Here is a 16035-nt window from a genome sequence, read left to right as displayed (position 1 = left end):
ATCGGTCAAGGTCAGACGGCTTCGCGAATGGAGGGATCGGGCATGAACCGACTGTTTAGATTAAAAGAAATGCCGCTGCACGTCATGCTGCTGCCCGGCGTGCTGTTCGTGCTGCTTTTCGCATACGGACCGATGGTTGGGATCGTCATCGCTTTCCAGAAATTTTCTCCCACGAAAGGGTTATTCGGTTCGGAATGGATCGGCTTCGATAACTTTACGTACGTTTTCGGCTTGCCGAATACGTTAAACGTCATTCGAAACACGATCGTGATCGCGGTCATGAAAATGGTCGGCGGCATCGTATTCCCGGTAATGATGGCACTGCTGCTTAATGAAATCAGAGCCAGGTTCTATAAGAGGTTCGTTCAGACGATCATCTATTTGCCTCATTTTCTGTCATGGGTTATCCTTTCCGGCATTTTATGGGACGTCCTTTCCCCGTCGAGCGGAATCGTGAACGATATGGTCGGTTGGTTAGGTTTCGAGAAAATCAACTTTCTAGGCAACGAGAATTGGTTTCCGTTCGTGCTGACCGGTACGGATATTTGGAAGGAATTCGGCTTCGGTACGATCGTGTATTTGGCGGCGCTGACAGGAATTAATCCCGCCCTGTACGAAGCGGCGGTCATCGACGGCGCAAGCCGTTGGCAACAAACATGGAAAATCACGCTTCCCGGTCTGGCGCCCATCATCATTCTGCTGACTACGCTGAGCTTGGGCAACGTTCTGAACGCCGGATTCGAGCAAGTGTTTAACCTTTACGGTCCAGTCGTTTACTCCACCGGAGACATTCTGGATACGTACGTTTACAGGCTTGGACTCGTAGACTTCCAATTCGGAGTCGCGACGGCTATCGGGCTGTTCAAGTCGGCCGTCTCGCTGGTTCTTATCTCTTGCTCATACCTGTTGGCATATCGATTGGCCAACTACCGAATATTCTAGTTATGTTCGTCGAAGGGAGGTCACGTTTTGGTCCAGCATAAGGGATTGTCGCGCACGCTAACGACCGTACTCATATACGCGATACTAGCGATTATTTCTTTGGCTTGCTTGCTTCCTTTAATTAACGTGCTAGCCGTTTCCTTCAGCTCGAACGGCTATGCGACGGCGGGGCTAGTGAAGCTATGGCCGCGAGGGTTTACGCTCGGTCCCTATGAATTCGTGCTGAACAAGCCGGAATTCCTAAGGTCGATGGGCGTCTCCTTGCAAAGGGTGCTGTATGGGGTCAGCTTGAACATGCTGCTTACCGTGTTGATCGCATACCCTCTCGCCAAGGAAGCTTCGCAATTTCGCATGCGCACGGCTTACGCCTGGTTTTTCGTATTCACGACATTGTTCGCGGGCGGGTTGATCCCGAGCTATATTCTCGTGCTGAAGCTGCATTTGATCGATAACCTGGCGGCCCTCGTGCTACCGGGCGCCGTTCCCGTATTCAACGTCATCCTGTTGCTTAACTTCTTCCGTTCGCTTCCGAAGGAAATGAGCGAAGCGGCGTACATCGACGGAGCCGGCCATTGGCAGACGTTATGGAAGGTTTATATTCCGCTGTCGGCTCCTGCGCTGGCGACGATTACTCTCTTCTCGATCGTCGGACACTGGAACGAATGGTTCAACGGGCTAATCTATATGAACACGCCGAATCATTATCCGTTGTCGAGCTATTTGCAGACCGTCGTCGTGAATCGCGATTTAAACAGCTTGAATCTGACTCAGGAGCTGCAGATCCTTCAGAATCTATCGGACCGGACGGTTAAGGCGGCGCAGATCTTCCTAGGGGCGTTGCCCGTGCTGATTGTCTACCCGTTCCTGCAAAGATACTTCATGACAGGCATCGTGATGGGAAGCGTGAAGGAATAAGAGAGTAATCGTTGGCTTGAGGAACCTGGGATATTTATCGTATCCGGGTTCCGTTTTCTTTTTGTGAGCATTCCTCCGTCCAATCCACTCGCTTGCTATATTCCTGCTATCCTTCCGGGAGCCAAACTGATAAATTAATAGACAAAGTTCAATTTTCGTTAATGGAGTGAAAACGATGGCTTTATTGCAGTGTCAGTTCTCCTCGGCGACGTTGGAAATTCAAGCTTCCATGAACGTCATTCTTCCGCAAGGCAAGGCGGGGCCGTTACCGACTTTGTATTTGTTGCACGGTCTATCGGACGATCATACGGCCTGGTGCAGGCAAACCTCGATCGAAAGGTACGCATCGGAGAAAGGCATAGCGGTCGTAATGCCCGCGGTTAATCGCAGTTTCTATGCGGATATGCGCCATGGCGCGAGGTATTGGTCGTTCGTAAGCGAGGAATTGCCGGAGCTGGCCCGTTCCTTCTTTCCGTTATCTCCATTAAGGGAGCATAATTTCGCGGCAGGATTATCCATGGGCGGTTACGGGGCAATGAAGCTAGGGTTGTCTTTTCCCGATCGATATGCTGCCGTCGCGAGCTTATCCGGTGCCATGGACGTACACCGTCTAGCCGTGGACAAGTTTGCTGGGGACATGGTCAACGTGTTTAGCGATCCGTCGGAAATTCCGGGCTCGGCCGCGGATTTGTTCGGTCTAGCCGAATCCGTGAAGGGAGCTTCCGCGATTCCAAAGCTATACCAAGCTTGCGGCACGGAAGACTTCCTGTACGAAGATAATATCCGCTTCCGCGACTATTGCCGAAGCCTCGAGCTGCCGTTGACATACGAAGAAGAACCGGGGACGCACGAATGGGGTTATTGGGATCGTAAAATCCGTCGCGTCCTAGATTGGCTCCCTCTGGCAGGCAATTTATCTTAGCATGCCCGGGATACCTCGCGCCGCTAGGATACTGATGTTGTTTGGTTGCTAGTCTTGCGGCATCTGTGCTATGATTTCTTTATTGCGTCAATCTATCTTTCCTTAAGAATCGCTAAAATATTGGGGGTAACGCTTCATGTGGACGGTCATTTACATCGCGCCGACCTCGAAGATTGCCGAACGAATTCGTAAGCGTCTGACCGACGAAGGATTCCTCGTTCAGGTGCGCCCCATCAATCTTACGAAACCACAGTATGAAATATTGGTTCCATCCGGCGAAGTATCGGAAGTGCAGGAAGTATTAGGCAGTATATTGCATCTCTAGTGAATTACGATACCCGTCTTTCTTCTTGAGTCGGCGAATCCGTAAGGCTAAGGGTCGCCATTTATCGCTTGTGAGGTGTCGCTGTGTTCAAGGATCTTTTTCAGAAGAAAAAATATGCCGTCGTTCCTTCGGAACGCACGAAAAGGGACATACCCGAAGGTTTGATGAACCGCTGTCCGAAATGCGGAACGATCCAGTTCAGCAAGGAACTGGAGAAGAACCTTAAAATTTGTTCTACTTGCGGGCACCATTTTCGTCTGAACGCCTGGGAGCGCATAGCCATGACGCTCGATGATGGGCGTCTTTTTGAGATTGACGAAGATTTGATATCCGAAGATCCGCTGAAATTTCCGGGATACGAAGCGAAGCTCGAGCAGCAGAAGCTGAGCTCGGGTTTAAAGGATGCCGTTATCACGGGAGAAGGCGAGATCGGCGGTTTCGCCGTCGTCATCGGAGTTATGAGCTTCGACTTCTTTAGCGGGAGCATGGGCTCGGTCGTCGGCGAGAAAGTGACGCGCGCGATCGAGAAGGCTACGGAAAAGAGACTACCGCTTGTATTTTTCTCGACGTCCGGAGGCGCCCGGATGCAAGAGAGCATCCTAAGCCTGATGCAGATGGCGAAGACGAGCGCGGCTCTTGCCCGATTCCAGGAACAAGGCGGGCTGTTTATCTCGATCTTCACCGACCCGACGCTAGGCGGCGTGTCCGCAAGCTTCGCCAGCTTAGGTGATTATAATTTGGCGGAGCCCGGAGCTATCGTCGGATTTGCCGGCCGGATCGTAATCGAGCAGACGATTCGCCAGAAGCTTCCGGAAAACTTCCAGACGGCCGAGTTCAACTTGAAGCACGGACAACTGGATAAAGTCGTTAACCGCAAGGATATGAAGTCGTTCATCGCCAAGTTGCTCGACATGCATGCGGGGAAAGGGGAACTTGTCGATGTCTAGCGATCTACCCTTTGAGAAGCCGCTTGCCGAATTGCGCAAGAAGATAGACGAACTCAAGCATTTCGGTGCCGAGAAGGAAATCGACTTCACCGATGAGATCGGACGGCTGGAAGAGCGTTACAAGCAGCTCGAGAGCGAAATATACAGCAATATGAGCGCGGCGCAGATCATGCACATGGCCCGCCACCATCAACGTCCGACCTCGCTGGATTATATAAATTCGGTGTTCACCGACTTTATCGAGCTTCACGGCGATCGGGTGTTCGCGGATGACATGGCTATCGTCGGAGGACTCGCGAAGTTGAACGGGATTCCGGTCACCGTCGTAGGTCACCAGCGGGGAAAGGACACCAAGGACAACATTCAGCGTTTCTTCGGTAGTCCCCATCCGGAAGGATTTCGCAAGGCGCTTCGCTTCATGCAGCAAGCGAACAAATTCGGACGTCCTATCATTACGTTAATCGATACCAAAGGCGCTTATCCCGGAGATACGGCCGAAGAACGCGGACAATCCGAAGCGATCGCGCGGAATCTTCGCGAGATGGCACTCTTCGGCGTTCCGATTATTTGCGTCGTGATCGGAGAAGGCGGGAGCGGGGGCGCTTTGGCGCTCGGCGTCGGAAATCGCGTGTTAATGCTGGAGAACGCGATCTATTCGGTCATTTCGCCTAACGGTGCGGCTTCCATCCTGTGGAAAGACGCATCCAAAGCGGACCAAGCCGCGGAAGCGATGAAAATTACCGCCAAAGATTTACTTGAATTCGGCGTTATTGAAGATATTATTCCTGAGCCCCAAGGCGGAGCTCATCGCGATAAGATCATGCAAGCCGATGCGATCAAGGAAGCGTTATGGCGCCACTTGCAGCAATTGCTGCAGATGACGCCGGATCAATTAAGGGAAGACCGGTACCAGAAGTTCCGTAAAATCGGACGTTTCGGTACCGCAGAGCTTGAATAGCTCTATATAAATGCAACCATGGATAGATAAACGGAGGAAAAAGAAATCATGCGTAAAACAAAAATCGTCTGTACAATCGGACCTTCCAGCGAGTCGTTGGATAATACGAAGAAATTGATCATGGCAGGAATGAACGTAGCTCGTTTGAACTTCTCCCACGGCGACTTCGAAGAGCACGGTAACCGTATTAAAGCCATTCGCCAAGCTTGCCAAGAATTGAATAAGACGGTAGCGATCCTGCTCGATACCAAAGGTCCCGAAATTCGCTTGGGCAAATTGAAGGAAGAGCCGATCGAGCTTGTGCAAGGCGAATATATCACCTTGACTACCGAAGAAATACTTGGCGACATCAATCGCGTGCCCGTAACGTACAAGGATTTGCCAAGCGACGTTCACGTTGGCTCGACGATCCTGATCGACGACGGTTTGATCGGAATGACGGTCGTCGACATTCAAGGCACGGAAATCAAGTGCCAGATCGTGAACAGCGGACAAATCAAAAGCAAAAAAGGCGTTAACGTACCGGGCGTCGCGATCTCCATGCCGGGTTTGACGGAAAAAGATATCAGCGACATCAAATTCGGGATCGAAGTCGGCGTCGATTTCATCGCGGCTTCCTTCGTGCGCCGCGCAAGCGACGTGCTTGAAATCCGCGAGCTGTTGGAGCGCCATGACGCTCGTCACATCCAGATCATCTCCAAGATCGAAAATCAACAAGGCGTGGATAACCTGGACGAAATTCTCGAGGTCTCGGACGGACTCATGGTTGCCCGCGGAGACTTGGGCGTAGAAATTCCCGCCGAAGAAGTGCCGCTCGTTCAAAAGCGGATGATCGAGAAATGTAATCGCGTTGGTAAACCGGTTATCACGGCTACTCAAATGCTCGATTCCATGCAACGTAATCCTCGTCCGACGCGCGCTGAAGCTTCCGACGTCGCGAACGCGATCTTCGACGGAACCGATGCGATTATGCTTTCCGGTGAAACGGCTGCCGGCAAATATCCGGTAGAATCCGTGCTGACGATGTCCCGTATCGCGGAACGCGCGGAATCCGCTTTGCATTATCGCGAGATCTTCACGAAGCAAGCGAACGCGCAACAAACGTCGGTCACAGAAGCGATCAGCCAAGCGGTAGCGAATTCCGCACTGGATTTGGACGCGAAAGCAATCGTGACTTCCACGGAGAGCGGTTATACCGCTCGCATGATTTCCAAATACAAGCCGAAATCCCAGATCGTCGCGGTTACGCCGAACGATCAAGTGCTTCGCCGCTTGCAGCTCGTATGGGGCGTAAATCCGGTTAAAGGAATTACGGCGACAACGACGGACGAAATGTTCGAAATCGCGGTTAAAGGCGCTTTGGATACGGGGCTCGTTCGTTTGGGAGATACGATCATCATAACCGCGGGCGTTCCGGTCGGCCGTTCCGGCACGACGAACCTGATCAAAATCCATAACGTCGGCGAATTGATCGCCAAAGGTCAAGGCATCGGCTCGCAAAGCGCAACCGGCAAAGTCGTCATCGCGAATACGCCGGAAGAAGCGATTCGCAAGATGACTAAGGGAGCGGTTCTGGTCGCCCCTTCGACCGACAAAGAATATATGCCCGCGTTCGAGAAAGCGGCGGCTGTCATTACGGAGTGCGGCGGCATTACTTGCCACGCTGCGGTAGTCGGACTTAACCTCGGCATTCCGGTTATCGTCGGCGTCGACGACGCGATCAAGCTTCTGAGCGACGGCATGGAAGTAACGTTGTACGCCGAGCATGGCGTGATTTATTCCGGACAAGCTAAAGTCATGTAAGACTTGTATTCGCTCGATAACAGAAATTCCCCGCAGCGCTGCTGTGGGGAATTTCTGTATCCGGCCGATCATAAGCAAAGAGGAGGGACGGAATGGGCATATGGATGTTGCACCCTTTGCGGGTGAGGTATCAGGAGACGGATCAGATGGGAGTCGTCTATCACGCCAATTATTTGAACTGGTTCGAGATCGGGCGGACGGAGTGGGTAAGACAAGCGGGCATCGCGTATAAGGAAATGGAAAACAGTGGATTATTATTGCCGGTCACGGACGTGGAAGCGTCGTTCAAACAACCGGCCGTCTACGACGATTGGGTGACGGTATGCACGCGGATGGCCGAGATGTCGAGCGTTCGAGTCCGGTTTGAATCCAGGGTGGTAAGCGGAGATATAACGGGCGGATTAGGCGAACGATACGAGGGAGACGAGCCTCCGGGGTTGCTGCTTGTCCGCGGAGGAACCCGTCATGTATGGGTCAACAAGGATTGGAAGCCCGTTCGGTTCGCGCGCGAGGCGCAGGATTGGTATGATAGGATGATACGACTGGCCGATCTATCCTAACCAATCTGATTCGGACAAGGAGGGATATGCGATGCAAAAAGGTTTAATCGTGCTTCTAATCGTCATTCCGGCTATAGAATTATGGGGCATTATTCGGGTGGGCCAGTGGATCGGCGGCTGGGAGACTATCGGATTGCTCCTGTTGACGGGTATATTGGGCGCTTGGCTCATCAAGACGGAGGGCCGCAAAGTATGGCAGCAGGCCCAGCGCCAGATGCAAGCCGGGCAAGTTCCGGGCCATACTCTGCTCGAAGGATTATGCATATTGGCCGGCGGCATTATGCTTATGGCTCCGGGATTCCTTTCCGATATCGTCGGCATTACGCTGTTACTGCCCTTCACCCGCCCCCTGTACCGGATACTCCTGTACCGTTGGCTCGAAAGGAAGGTTCGAAGCGGTAATTTATCGATCTATCGGGGGCCGAACCGCCGATAAGTGTCAGTCGGCGAGTTCGCCCGTAATTATCGGCTGCCATATTGGATGTACTTCGCGAGATCGCGAAAAAGGTTGGCGCGGTGGCAAGCCATGAGCACGACCACAATGATGGGACCGATAATCAATCCGAATATTCCGAATAGCTTTAAGCCGATGAACATCGCGATCAAAGTCGGTAGGGGATCCAAGCCCACGCTAGAAGCGAGTACTTTCGGTTCGATGAATTGACGGGCGATCAGGATAACGCCGTAAAGGATGGACAGCCCTGTTCCAAGCTGCCATTCGCCGATCAGGAACTCGTAAGCCAGCCAAGGAACCATTGCCGCGCCTACGCCTAAATACGGGAGCAGGTCGACGAATCCGATGAGCAGTCCGATCGACAGAGGATTTTTCACGCCTAATATGAGCAATCCGATGATGACGACGATCGCCGTGATGGAGATCATGATTAATTGCGCGCGCAGATAGCCGAATAGGGCATGCTGCAAATCTTTCCACACCGATCCGATCCTTCGCATCATCGTCTTGGGGAACCATTCCTTCATGCGAAGCATGTAGCGGTTCCAATCCTTGCTGATGAAGAAAGAAGCGAGCAGTACGACGATCGCGATCGTCGCGACGGCGGGCAACGAATACAGAATATGAACGATTCCGCTGAAGAATAGGCTGACGAATCCCGTGCCGGCTTGAGTTACGGCCTGAGCCGTATCCGAGATGCTGGTGTCGATCGTCTCCTTATAATCGGGATTCTGCTGATAGAAGTCGTTAATCCGGGTCATAAGGTTTTGAATATCCGGCCTGGAGAGCAAGTCGTCGAAAGATTTCTCCACCCAAGTCACGATATCCTGAAGCGAGACGGATAGATTGCTGATTTCTTCGACTAGTCGCACGACCACGGCGGAAAGGATTGTAATCATAGCGGATGCGAATAGTAATAGCGTGACTGTAACGGCAAGCCAGCGCGGAAATCGAGCTCTGTTATGAAGGAATCGGACTAAAGGATTCAAGGCATAGGCGAGGAGCCAGCCAAGAAGAAAAGGGTATATGAACGGAAAAGACAACCACAGCAGCAATCCGCCCAATACGGTCATCGAGACAACGAAGAGTAGTCGCAACAATTGATTTCCGATTTTCCGATCCAGGACTAAGTCCCTCCTCCGAAATATTAACGTTTGGATTCTATTTCCATTATAGCCCAGAACGATCCGCATTCGCCAAATGCTTGGCTTCATTTAACTTTCCGTTAACGTTTCGTTGACGTCTAGTTTACAAATGACCAACATAATGAAGAAGACGGGAAATTTTGCCGATTCCAGGTCAGTCAGTCGCAAGCATGACGAACAGGGGGAAGTTGTGTGACAAGCGCGAAAAAATACATCAACCGGGATCTCAGCTGGCTGGAGTTCAATCGGCGCGTGCTAGAGGAAGCGGAGGATGCGGGAACCCCGCTTTTGGAACGATTTCAATTTTTATCGATCGTGCAGAGCAACCTAGATGAGTTTATGAGCGTCCGGGTCGCGGGATTACAAGCCCAAAGCAAAGCGGGTTATACGAAGACCGATTTCACGGGTTATACGCCCCATGGCTTGATTCAGCGACTCATGAAACGGACGACCCGAATGGTTCGCGAGCAGTATAAGACTTACCGGGAGCTCTTGCGTTTGCTGGCTAAGGAAGGCGTTGCGCTCACGACTTTCCGGGAATTGAACGAGGAGCAGAAAGAAGCGCTTACGGAATATTTCAAGCAAATCATCTATCCCGTCTTGACTCCGATGGCGGTCGACCAAAGCCGTCCGTTTCCGCTCTTGCACAGCAAGGAGCTTTATTTGACCGTCGTTCTGAAGCAAGAAGGACAGCTTTCCCAAGAAGACGAAGAGAAAACGTTTTGCGCCATCGTTCAAGTCCCTTCTATTCTCGCCCGCACGGTGCTCGTCCCCGGACGCAGGAACAGCAGGAAGCTCTCCTACATGCTGCTGGAGGATTTAATCAGGGAGCATATCGGATTGCTGTTCAGCGGGTACAGAACCGAAGCAGTGCATGCTTTCCGGGTCACTAGAAATTCGGATCTCACGCTTAACGAAGAAGGCGCCGAGGATCTGTTGCAGGAAATAGAGAAGGAGCTCCGTCGACGCCGGCGCGGTTTACCCGTAAGGCTCGAAGTGGAAAAAGGAATACATACGGATGCTCTCGAGCTGCTGCAGGACGAATTGGAAATCGAAGGAGACGCGTTCGACGAAATAGACGGACCGCTCGATCTCGGATTTCTATCTAAATTCGTCAGCACGTTGCCGAATTACGATCATCTCAGATATGCCAAGCACGAGCCCGTCTATCCAGCCGAGTTCGATGACGAAGAGGATATATTGCCGGTGCTGAGGGAAAAAGACGTGCTGCTCTATCATCCGTACGAGTCGTTCGAGGTCGTCAACGATTTTATTCTGGAAGCGGCTAACGATCCGAACGTTCTCGCGATCAAAATGACCCTATACCGCGTCAGCGTGAATTCGATACTCGTCCAAGCGTTGGCCAGCGCGGCGGAATCGGGGAAACAAGTAACCGTTGTCGTCGAAATCAAGGCGCGATTCGACGAGGCGCGCAATATCGCGTGGGCTCGTCAGTTGGAGAAGGCGGGCTGCCATGTCGTCTATGGCCTCGTCGGCTTGAAAACCCATGCCAAAATCACGCTGGTCGTCCGCAAGGAAGCGGACTCCTTGCGGAGATACGTGCACGTCGGCACGGGTAATTACAATGAGAACACGGCCCGCCTGTACACGGACGTGGGCCTATTTACCAGCCATCCCGATATCGGCGCGGATGCCACCGCGCTGTTTAACGAAATGACGGGATATTCTACGCCGCATTTATGGTCTTCCTTCGCCGTGGCTCCGATCGGCTTGAAACCGAAGCTATTCGAGCTGATAGACCGGGAAATCGGACATGCGCGAGGCGGTCGTCCCGCTCATATCATCGCGAAGATGAACTCCTTATCGAACCAATCGATGATCGATAAGTTATATGAAGCTTCCCAAGCCGGAGTGAAGATCGAGCTGATAGTGCGGGGCGTATGCTGCTTGCGGCCGGGCGTGCAAGGTTTAAGCGACAATATCAGAGTGATTAGCATCGTGGACAGGTATCTCGAGCATGCAAGAATACTCTCGGTCGCGGGAGGCGGGCAGGACGAGGTGTATCTGTCGAGCGCGGACTGGATGACCCGGAATTTAAGCCGCAGGGTAGAGCTAATGTGCCCGGTGTACGATCCGAGTCTTCGGTCTATTCTTATGAATGTGTTAAGGATGAATTTGAACGATAACGTCAAGGCGAGGGAGCTTCAATCGACGGGCTCTTATGAACGCGTTGCGATAACGGGCGCGCCGTTGCGAAGCCAATTCGAGGCCGCGGACATTCCGCTCTGGAAGTCGATCGCGGCCGTAATCGAATAGCGAGGACATGCGGGGGATTACCTGATTCGGACGATGAGTTCGGGGGTAATTCCCCAATTTTTTTTGATTTCCTTAACGCAATTTTCCACTTCCATCTGCTCCACCGGGAGCGGGTGCCCGGCGTCGGCGATCAATCGCAGTTGGTTACCTTTGAACGAAAGCTCTAGGGAAGTGATCGCCTGGGATTCGCTTCGATCCAGCGCGGCGGCAAGCTGCAGCAACGAGCCGAGCTTGGAGATGGCCTCGATATCCCCTTCCTCGAACATAAGTCTGTATGGAGCGAGCTTCCTTCTCAGAGGATTGGCTCCGCGATACGAGGCAATGGCTGCGGTCATGATCATTTCCCGATGGGTTAACCCGTTCCAGTGCGTATGCAGAAGCATGTAGAAAGTATGGTCCGCGCTGTCGTTGAAGTCGATGACGGCGCCGATCCGGAACAATCTTGCGGCCGTTTCGAGCAAACGGCGATCGGCGATCGGCATCGGCTTGACGGACGTTAATTGATCGAACAGGGCCAATGCTAATCTCCGCACCTGCTGAAGATGCTCTTCCGGAGCAACCGGATATAATGCGCTAAGATTGCGAATGCTTTCTTCCAACACGTAGTCATCCGAGTCCGGACGATGATGAGGGAGGCAGGTTTCGAAAAACAATCCGTCCCGCAATCCGGCGCCGCATACGACGAGCCGAGAAGTTTGGGTTTGCTGCAACACGCCTAATAGAATGGCGAGGCCGGGAACGATAACGTCCCCCCGGTCTTTGGACAGTCCCGGAAGCTTCCGCCGTTGATCGACGTTGATCGCCGCCAGTTGATCCAGCGTCGAGGAGATGTCGAGAATGCTCAATTGGTAGCCGTGCAGGTGGGGAAACGGATAATTGGATTCGCGCTGATGCAGCTTGGCTAACGCGCGAACGGTGCCTCCCAGGCCAATGAGGGGGAGACCCGGGTGCTTCGAGATCCATTTCTCCCGTCCGAGCAGCCTTCGAACATCCGATTGGATGTCCGCTAGCAAGGCTGGCGGAACGTGACCGTCCCCGATAGCGTATTTAGCGGTCGTATTCACGCATCCGATCGGAAAAGAAACCGCCCGGACAACCTTTCTATCGCGGATCAAGCTGATTTCGGTGCTTCCTCCGCCGATATCGACGACGAAGCATTCTGTTAGGCTGAGACTGTTCAGCATGGCCCTGCTTCCGATTCGGGCTTCGTCCTCGCCGGACAATATTTCCACCTCTATGCCGGTTGCTTCGAATAGGTGCCGGATAATGGCATTTCTATTCACGGCTTGCCGAATCGCCGCCGTCGCCACCGCGCGGATATTCTCCGCCCCGTGTTTCTCGCAGATTCTCCTGAAGTGCCTGAGCACCTCCGCGAGCTCTTCGATGGCTTCGGTCAACAATGAGCCGTCCTTATCCATCCGTTGGCTAAGACGGGCGGGCCAGCGCCCCTGATCCACGACTCTGTAGGCTCCGTTATCGGTTAGTTGGTATACGGACAAGCGAACGGTATTCGATCCGATATCTATAATTCCGGTTATCTGATTAGTGTTTGTATTCATGTCATCGACCTCCTGCCTTACGAACGCTTCGTATCATTGTATCACAAAGAATAGGCGGGAATAATTAGAGGTTTTAAGCGAATGACTAATGTTGCCAGGAATTCAAGAACGATTAGTTATGATGCCGATAAAACAATTTGATGCCCATATCGGTTCCATTCCCCGGTAAAATCGATTATCATTAAAAAAGGTCAAAAATGTTAAGTTATTCGCGGTTTGCGTTTGTTATTGAGCCGGGAGCGCGTCATGCTCTCGCGCAGACTTATCTTGACTTCAATTCGGCAACCGGGTAAGACAAGCCGATTGATCTGAATTTCCGGACAAAGGAGAGAGAAAATATGACAGCAACTAAAGGCCTTGAAGGTATCGTCGCGGCGAAATCGTCGATCAGCTCCATCATTGACGGCGTCTTGACGTACCAAGGCATTAACATCGACGAATTAGCGGAACAAGCGACATTCGAAGAAGTCGCTTACTTACTATGGCATGGCAAGCTGCCGACTCAATCGGAATTGGACGGGCTTATCGCGCAGTTCGGCGAATACGCCGCCGTTCCCGCCGACGTGATCGCGGGCTTGCGCCTGTATCCTAAAGGCAGCAACTCCATGGCTGCTTTGCGTACGGTCGTATCGAGCTTGGCTCTATTCGACGGCGAAGCCAACGACATGAGCGGCGAGTCGAACTACCGCAAAGCAGTTAAGCTGCAAGCTCAACTGCCGACGGTAGTCGCGGCATACGCTCGCATACGCGACGGCAAAGAACCGATCGCTCCCAAGAAAGGCGTAGGCATCGCCCATAATTTCTTGTACATGCTGACCGGTGAAGAGCCGGCGCAAGTCGCGATCGAAGCCATGGACAAGGCGCTCGTGCTTCACGCGGACCACGAGCTTAACGCATCCACGTTCGCTGCGCGCGTTACGGTCGCCACTCTGTCCGATATCTATTCCGGCGTAACGTCTGCTATTGGCGCACTGAAGGGTCCTCTGCATGGAGGAGCTAACGAAGCGGTAATGGTCATGCTGGACGAGATCGGCTCCCTGGAGAACGTAGAGCCGTTCATTCAGAACAAGCTGAACAACAAAGAGAAAGTGATGGGCTTCGGTCACCGCGTCTACAAGAACGGCGATCCTCGCGCCAAGCACTTGATGCAGATGTCTCGTCAGCTCGGCGAGCTGAACGGCGACATGACGCTGTACGAGATGTCGATCAAGATCGAAGATCTCGTAACCGGGCAGAAGGGCTTGAAGCCGAACGTCGATTTCTATTCCGCTTCATGTTATACGATGCTCGGAATTCCGCGCGACCTGTTCACCCCGATCTTCGCGATCAGCCGCGTATCCGGATGGACCGCGCACATTTTGGAGCAATATCAAGACAACCGGTTAATTCGTCCGCGCGCGGACTATGTCGGTCCTGTGGACCAGCATTACGTGCCTATCGCCAAGCGTGGCTAAATTGAATGATATTGCCGGCGGGTTGCCTCCATTGCCATCGTGCGTGGATACAAGCCGCCGGTTCTTTGCGACAATCAACGTGAACCTCAGGAGGAGAAATCATTTATGAAACTCGAAAAATTCGCAGCACCGACTTCCGGTCAAAAAATCACTGTAGACAACGGCGTACTGAAAGTTCCAAACAACCCGATCATCCCGTTCATCGAGGGCGACGGCACCGGCCGCGACATCTGGAAAGCTTCCAAACGCGTGCTTGACGCAGCAGTAGCGAAAGCCTACAACGGCGAGAAGGAAATCGCATGGTACGAAGTATTCGCAGGCGAGAAAGCATTCAACGCATATGGCGAATGGTTGCCGGCCGACACTTTGACCGCGATTCGCGAGATGATCATCGCGATCAAAGGTCCTCTGACGACACCGATCGGCGGCGGTATTCGTTCTTTGAACGTCGCGCTTCGCCAAGAGCTTGACCTTTACGTTTGCTTGCGCCCGGTTCGTTATTTCGACGGAGTTCCTTCTCCCGTTAAACGTCCGGAGCTTGTGGACATGGTTATTTTCCGCGAGAACACTGAAGATATCTACGCGGGCATCGAGTACCAAGCCGGCACGGAGCAAGTTAAGAAAGTGCTTGAGTTCCTGCAAAAGGAAATGGGCGTTAACAAAATTCGTTTCCCGGAAACTTCCGGTATCGGCATCAAGCCCGTATCCGAAGACGGCTCCAAGCGCCTAGTGCGCGCAGCTATCGAATACGCGATCAAACACGGCCGCAAATCCGTAACGCTCGTTCATAAAGGCAATATCATGAAATACACCGAAGGCGCGTTCAAAAACTGGGGTTACGAAGTGGCCGAAGCGGAATTCGGAGACAAAGTATTCACATGGTCCGAATACGATAACATCAAAGCGGATAAAGGCGAAGAAGCAGCTAACGCAGCTCAGAAAGCCGCTCTAGATTCCGGCAAAATCCTGATCAAGGATGCGATCGCCGATATCGCCCTCCAACAAGTTCTGACTCGTCCAACCGATTTCGACGTTATCGCTACATTGAACCTGAACGGCGATTACCTGTCCGACGCGTTGGCTGCCCAAGTCGGCGGCATCGGTATCGCACCGGGAGCCAACATCAACTACTTGACCGGACATGCCATCTTCGAAGCGACTCACGGCACAGCGCCGAAATACGCGGACAAAGACGTCGTAAATCCGGGTTCGGTCATCTTGTCCGGCGTTATGATGCTTGAGCATCTGGGCTGGTTGGAAGCTGCCGAATTGATCTACAAAGGCTTGGAAACTTCGATCAACAGCAAAGTCGTAACTTACGATTTCGCTCGTTTGATGGAGGGTGCAACCGAGGTTAAGTGCTCGGCGTTTGCGGACGAAATTATTAAGAACTTCTAGAAATTCTTTATCCCCTGCGGGGGGCCATTATTATTCCCCTCGCCGGGGAGGCTTTTTACCGCCTCGTCCCCTTCTCGGGGAGGGATCGATCCCCCTAAGTCCCCCTTTCCAAGGGGGATTCCAAGGGCTTGCAGCCCTCTGGACACCCGCCTTCGCGCGATGAGTCACCAACGAGCGGTCGGAGCGGGGCTGGTGCTACGGAGGCGTCCATCTTCTCGGAGAGGCGTGGCGACTCGCTTCGCTTGTCGTCACTTTCTCCGAATGATGGACTACTGCGAGGTTGGTGGTGATGGAGCTTGCTTCGCTCGCTCTCTAGGTTGATGCTGCTTCGCGCATCTAAGGGTGACGGAGCTGCTTCGCGCTCCAAAGATCACGG

At 52.8% G+C, this 16035-nt stretch carries 14 protein-coding genes; 12 read left to right on the top strand and 2 right to left on the bottom strand.

Translation table 11 applies throughout. From position 1 onward, the window contains the following. The first annotated feature begins 42 nt into the window (after nucleotides 1-42). The 9 genes from DFP95_RS19715 to DFP95_RS19675 all read left to right on the top strand — a co-directional run bounded on the left by DFP95_RS19715 (nucleotide 43) and on the right by DFP95_RS19675 (nucleotide 7808). On the top strand, nucleotides 43-942 hold the full coding sequence (locus DFP95_RS19715; protein WP_115994402.1) for an ABC transporter permease: 900 nt from the start codon (nucleotides 43-45) through the stop codon (nucleotides 940-942). A gap of 27 nt (nucleotides 943-969) precedes the next feature. Beyond that, nucleotides 970-1857, top strand: a complete 888-nt coding sequence (locus tag DFP95_RS19710) for a carbohydrate ABC transporter permease (RefSeq protein ID WP_220376416.1) — start codon at nucleotides 970-972, stop codon at nucleotides 1855-1857. A 175-nt stretch (nucleotides 1858-2032) separates the two neighbouring features. Next, on the top strand, nucleotides 2033-2779 hold the full coding sequence (locus DFP95_RS19705; RefSeq protein WP_115994401.1) for an alpha/beta hydrolase: 747 nt from the start codon (nucleotides 2033-2035) through the stop codon (nucleotides 2777-2779). A gap of 136 nt (nucleotides 2780-2915) precedes the next feature. Beyond that, on the top strand, nucleotides 2916-3104 hold the full coding sequence (locus DFP95_RS19700; RefSeq protein WP_115994400.1) for a glutamate decarboxylase: 189 nt from the start codon (nucleotides 2916-2918) through the stop codon (nucleotides 3102-3104). An 83-nt stretch (nucleotides 3105-3187) separates the two neighbouring features. Continuing rightward, a complete protein-coding gene (gene accD / locus DFP95_RS19695) occupies nucleotides 3188-4051 on the top strand; it encodes an acetyl-CoA carboxylase, carboxyltransferase subunit beta (protein ID WP_115994399.1) in 864 nt (287 codons plus the stop codon). Further along, a complete protein-coding gene (locus tag DFP95_RS19690; RefSeq protein ID WP_115994398.1) occupies nucleotides 4044-5009 on the top strand; it encodes an acetyl-CoA carboxylase carboxyltransferase subunit alpha in 966 nt (321 codons plus the stop codon). The genes accD and DFP95_RS19690 overlap by 8 nt, the downstream gene beginning before the upstream one ends. Nucleotides 5010-5057: 48 nt before the next feature. Then, on the top strand, nucleotides 5058-6812 hold the full coding sequence (gene pyk / locus DFP95_RS19685; protein WP_115994397.1) for a pyruvate kinase: 1755 nt from the start codon (nucleotides 5058-5060) through the stop codon (nucleotides 6810-6812). Nucleotides 6813-6904: 92 nt separating this feature from the next. Then, nucleotides 6905-7372: an acyl-CoA thioesterase gene (locus DFP95_RS19680; protein ID WP_115994396.1), complete on the top strand. Its 468-nt coding sequence runs from the start codon at nucleotides 6905-6907 to the stop codon at nucleotides 7370-7372. A 31-nt stretch (nucleotides 7373-7403) separates the two neighbouring features. After that, the gene (locus DFP95_RS19675) at nucleotides 7404-7808 is read left to right on the top strand and encodes an FxsA family protein (protein ID WP_115994395.1); all 405 of its coding nucleotides are present in this window, start codon (nucleotides 7404-7406) and stop codon (nucleotides 7806-7808) included. Between the two features lie 26 nt (nucleotides 7809-7834). On the opposite strand, the gene ytvI is transcribed toward DFP95_RS19675, so the two are convergent. Next, complete coding sequence (gene ytvI / locus DFP95_RS19670; protein ID WP_245987752.1) at nucleotides 7835-8923, bottom strand: sporulation integral membrane protein YtvI; 1089 nt, start codon at nucleotides 8921-8923, stop codon at nucleotides 7835-7837. Between the two features lie 240 nt (nucleotides 8924-9163). Here ytvI and ppk1 point away from each other — a divergent pair, with 240 nt between their 5' ends. After that, nucleotides 9164-11248, top strand: a complete 2085-nt coding sequence (ppk1, locus tag DFP95_RS19665) for a polyphosphate kinase 1 (protein WP_115994394.1) — start codon at nucleotides 9164-9166, stop codon at nucleotides 11246-11248. Nucleotides 11249-11265: 17 nt separating this feature from the next. Here the strand turns inward: ppk1 and DFP95_RS19660 are convergent, their stop codons facing one another. Next, the gene (locus DFP95_RS19660) at nucleotides 11266-12807 is read right to left on the bottom strand and encodes a Ppx/GppA phosphatase family protein (RefSeq protein ID WP_115994393.1); all 1542 of its coding nucleotides are present in this window, start codon (nucleotides 12805-12807) and stop codon (nucleotides 11266-11268) included. A 338-nt stretch (nucleotides 12808-13145) separates the two neighbouring features. Between DFP95_RS19660 and citZ the strand changes: the two genes are divergently transcribed. Both citZ and icd read left to right on the top strand, forming a co-directional pair. Then, on the top strand, nucleotides 13146-14261 hold the full coding sequence (gene citZ / locus DFP95_RS19655; RefSeq protein ID WP_115994392.1) for a citrate synthase: 1116 nt from the start codon (nucleotides 13146-13148) through the stop codon (nucleotides 14259-14261). 105 nt (nucleotides 14262-14366) lie between these two features. Beyond that, a complete protein-coding gene (icd, locus tag DFP95_RS19650) occupies nucleotides 14367-15659 on the top strand; it encodes an NADP-dependent isocitrate dehydrogenase (RefSeq protein WP_115994391.1) in 1293 nt (430 codons plus the stop codon). Nucleotides 15660-16035 lie beyond the last annotated feature (376 nt).

It is taken from the genome of Cohnella lupini, assembly GCF_003386205.1.
GTDB classification, from domain to species: domain Bacteria; phylum Bacillota; class Bacilli; order Paenibacillales; family Paenibacillaceae; genus Cohnella; species Cohnella lupini.
This window is presented reverse-complemented; position numbering and strand designations above follow the sequence as displayed.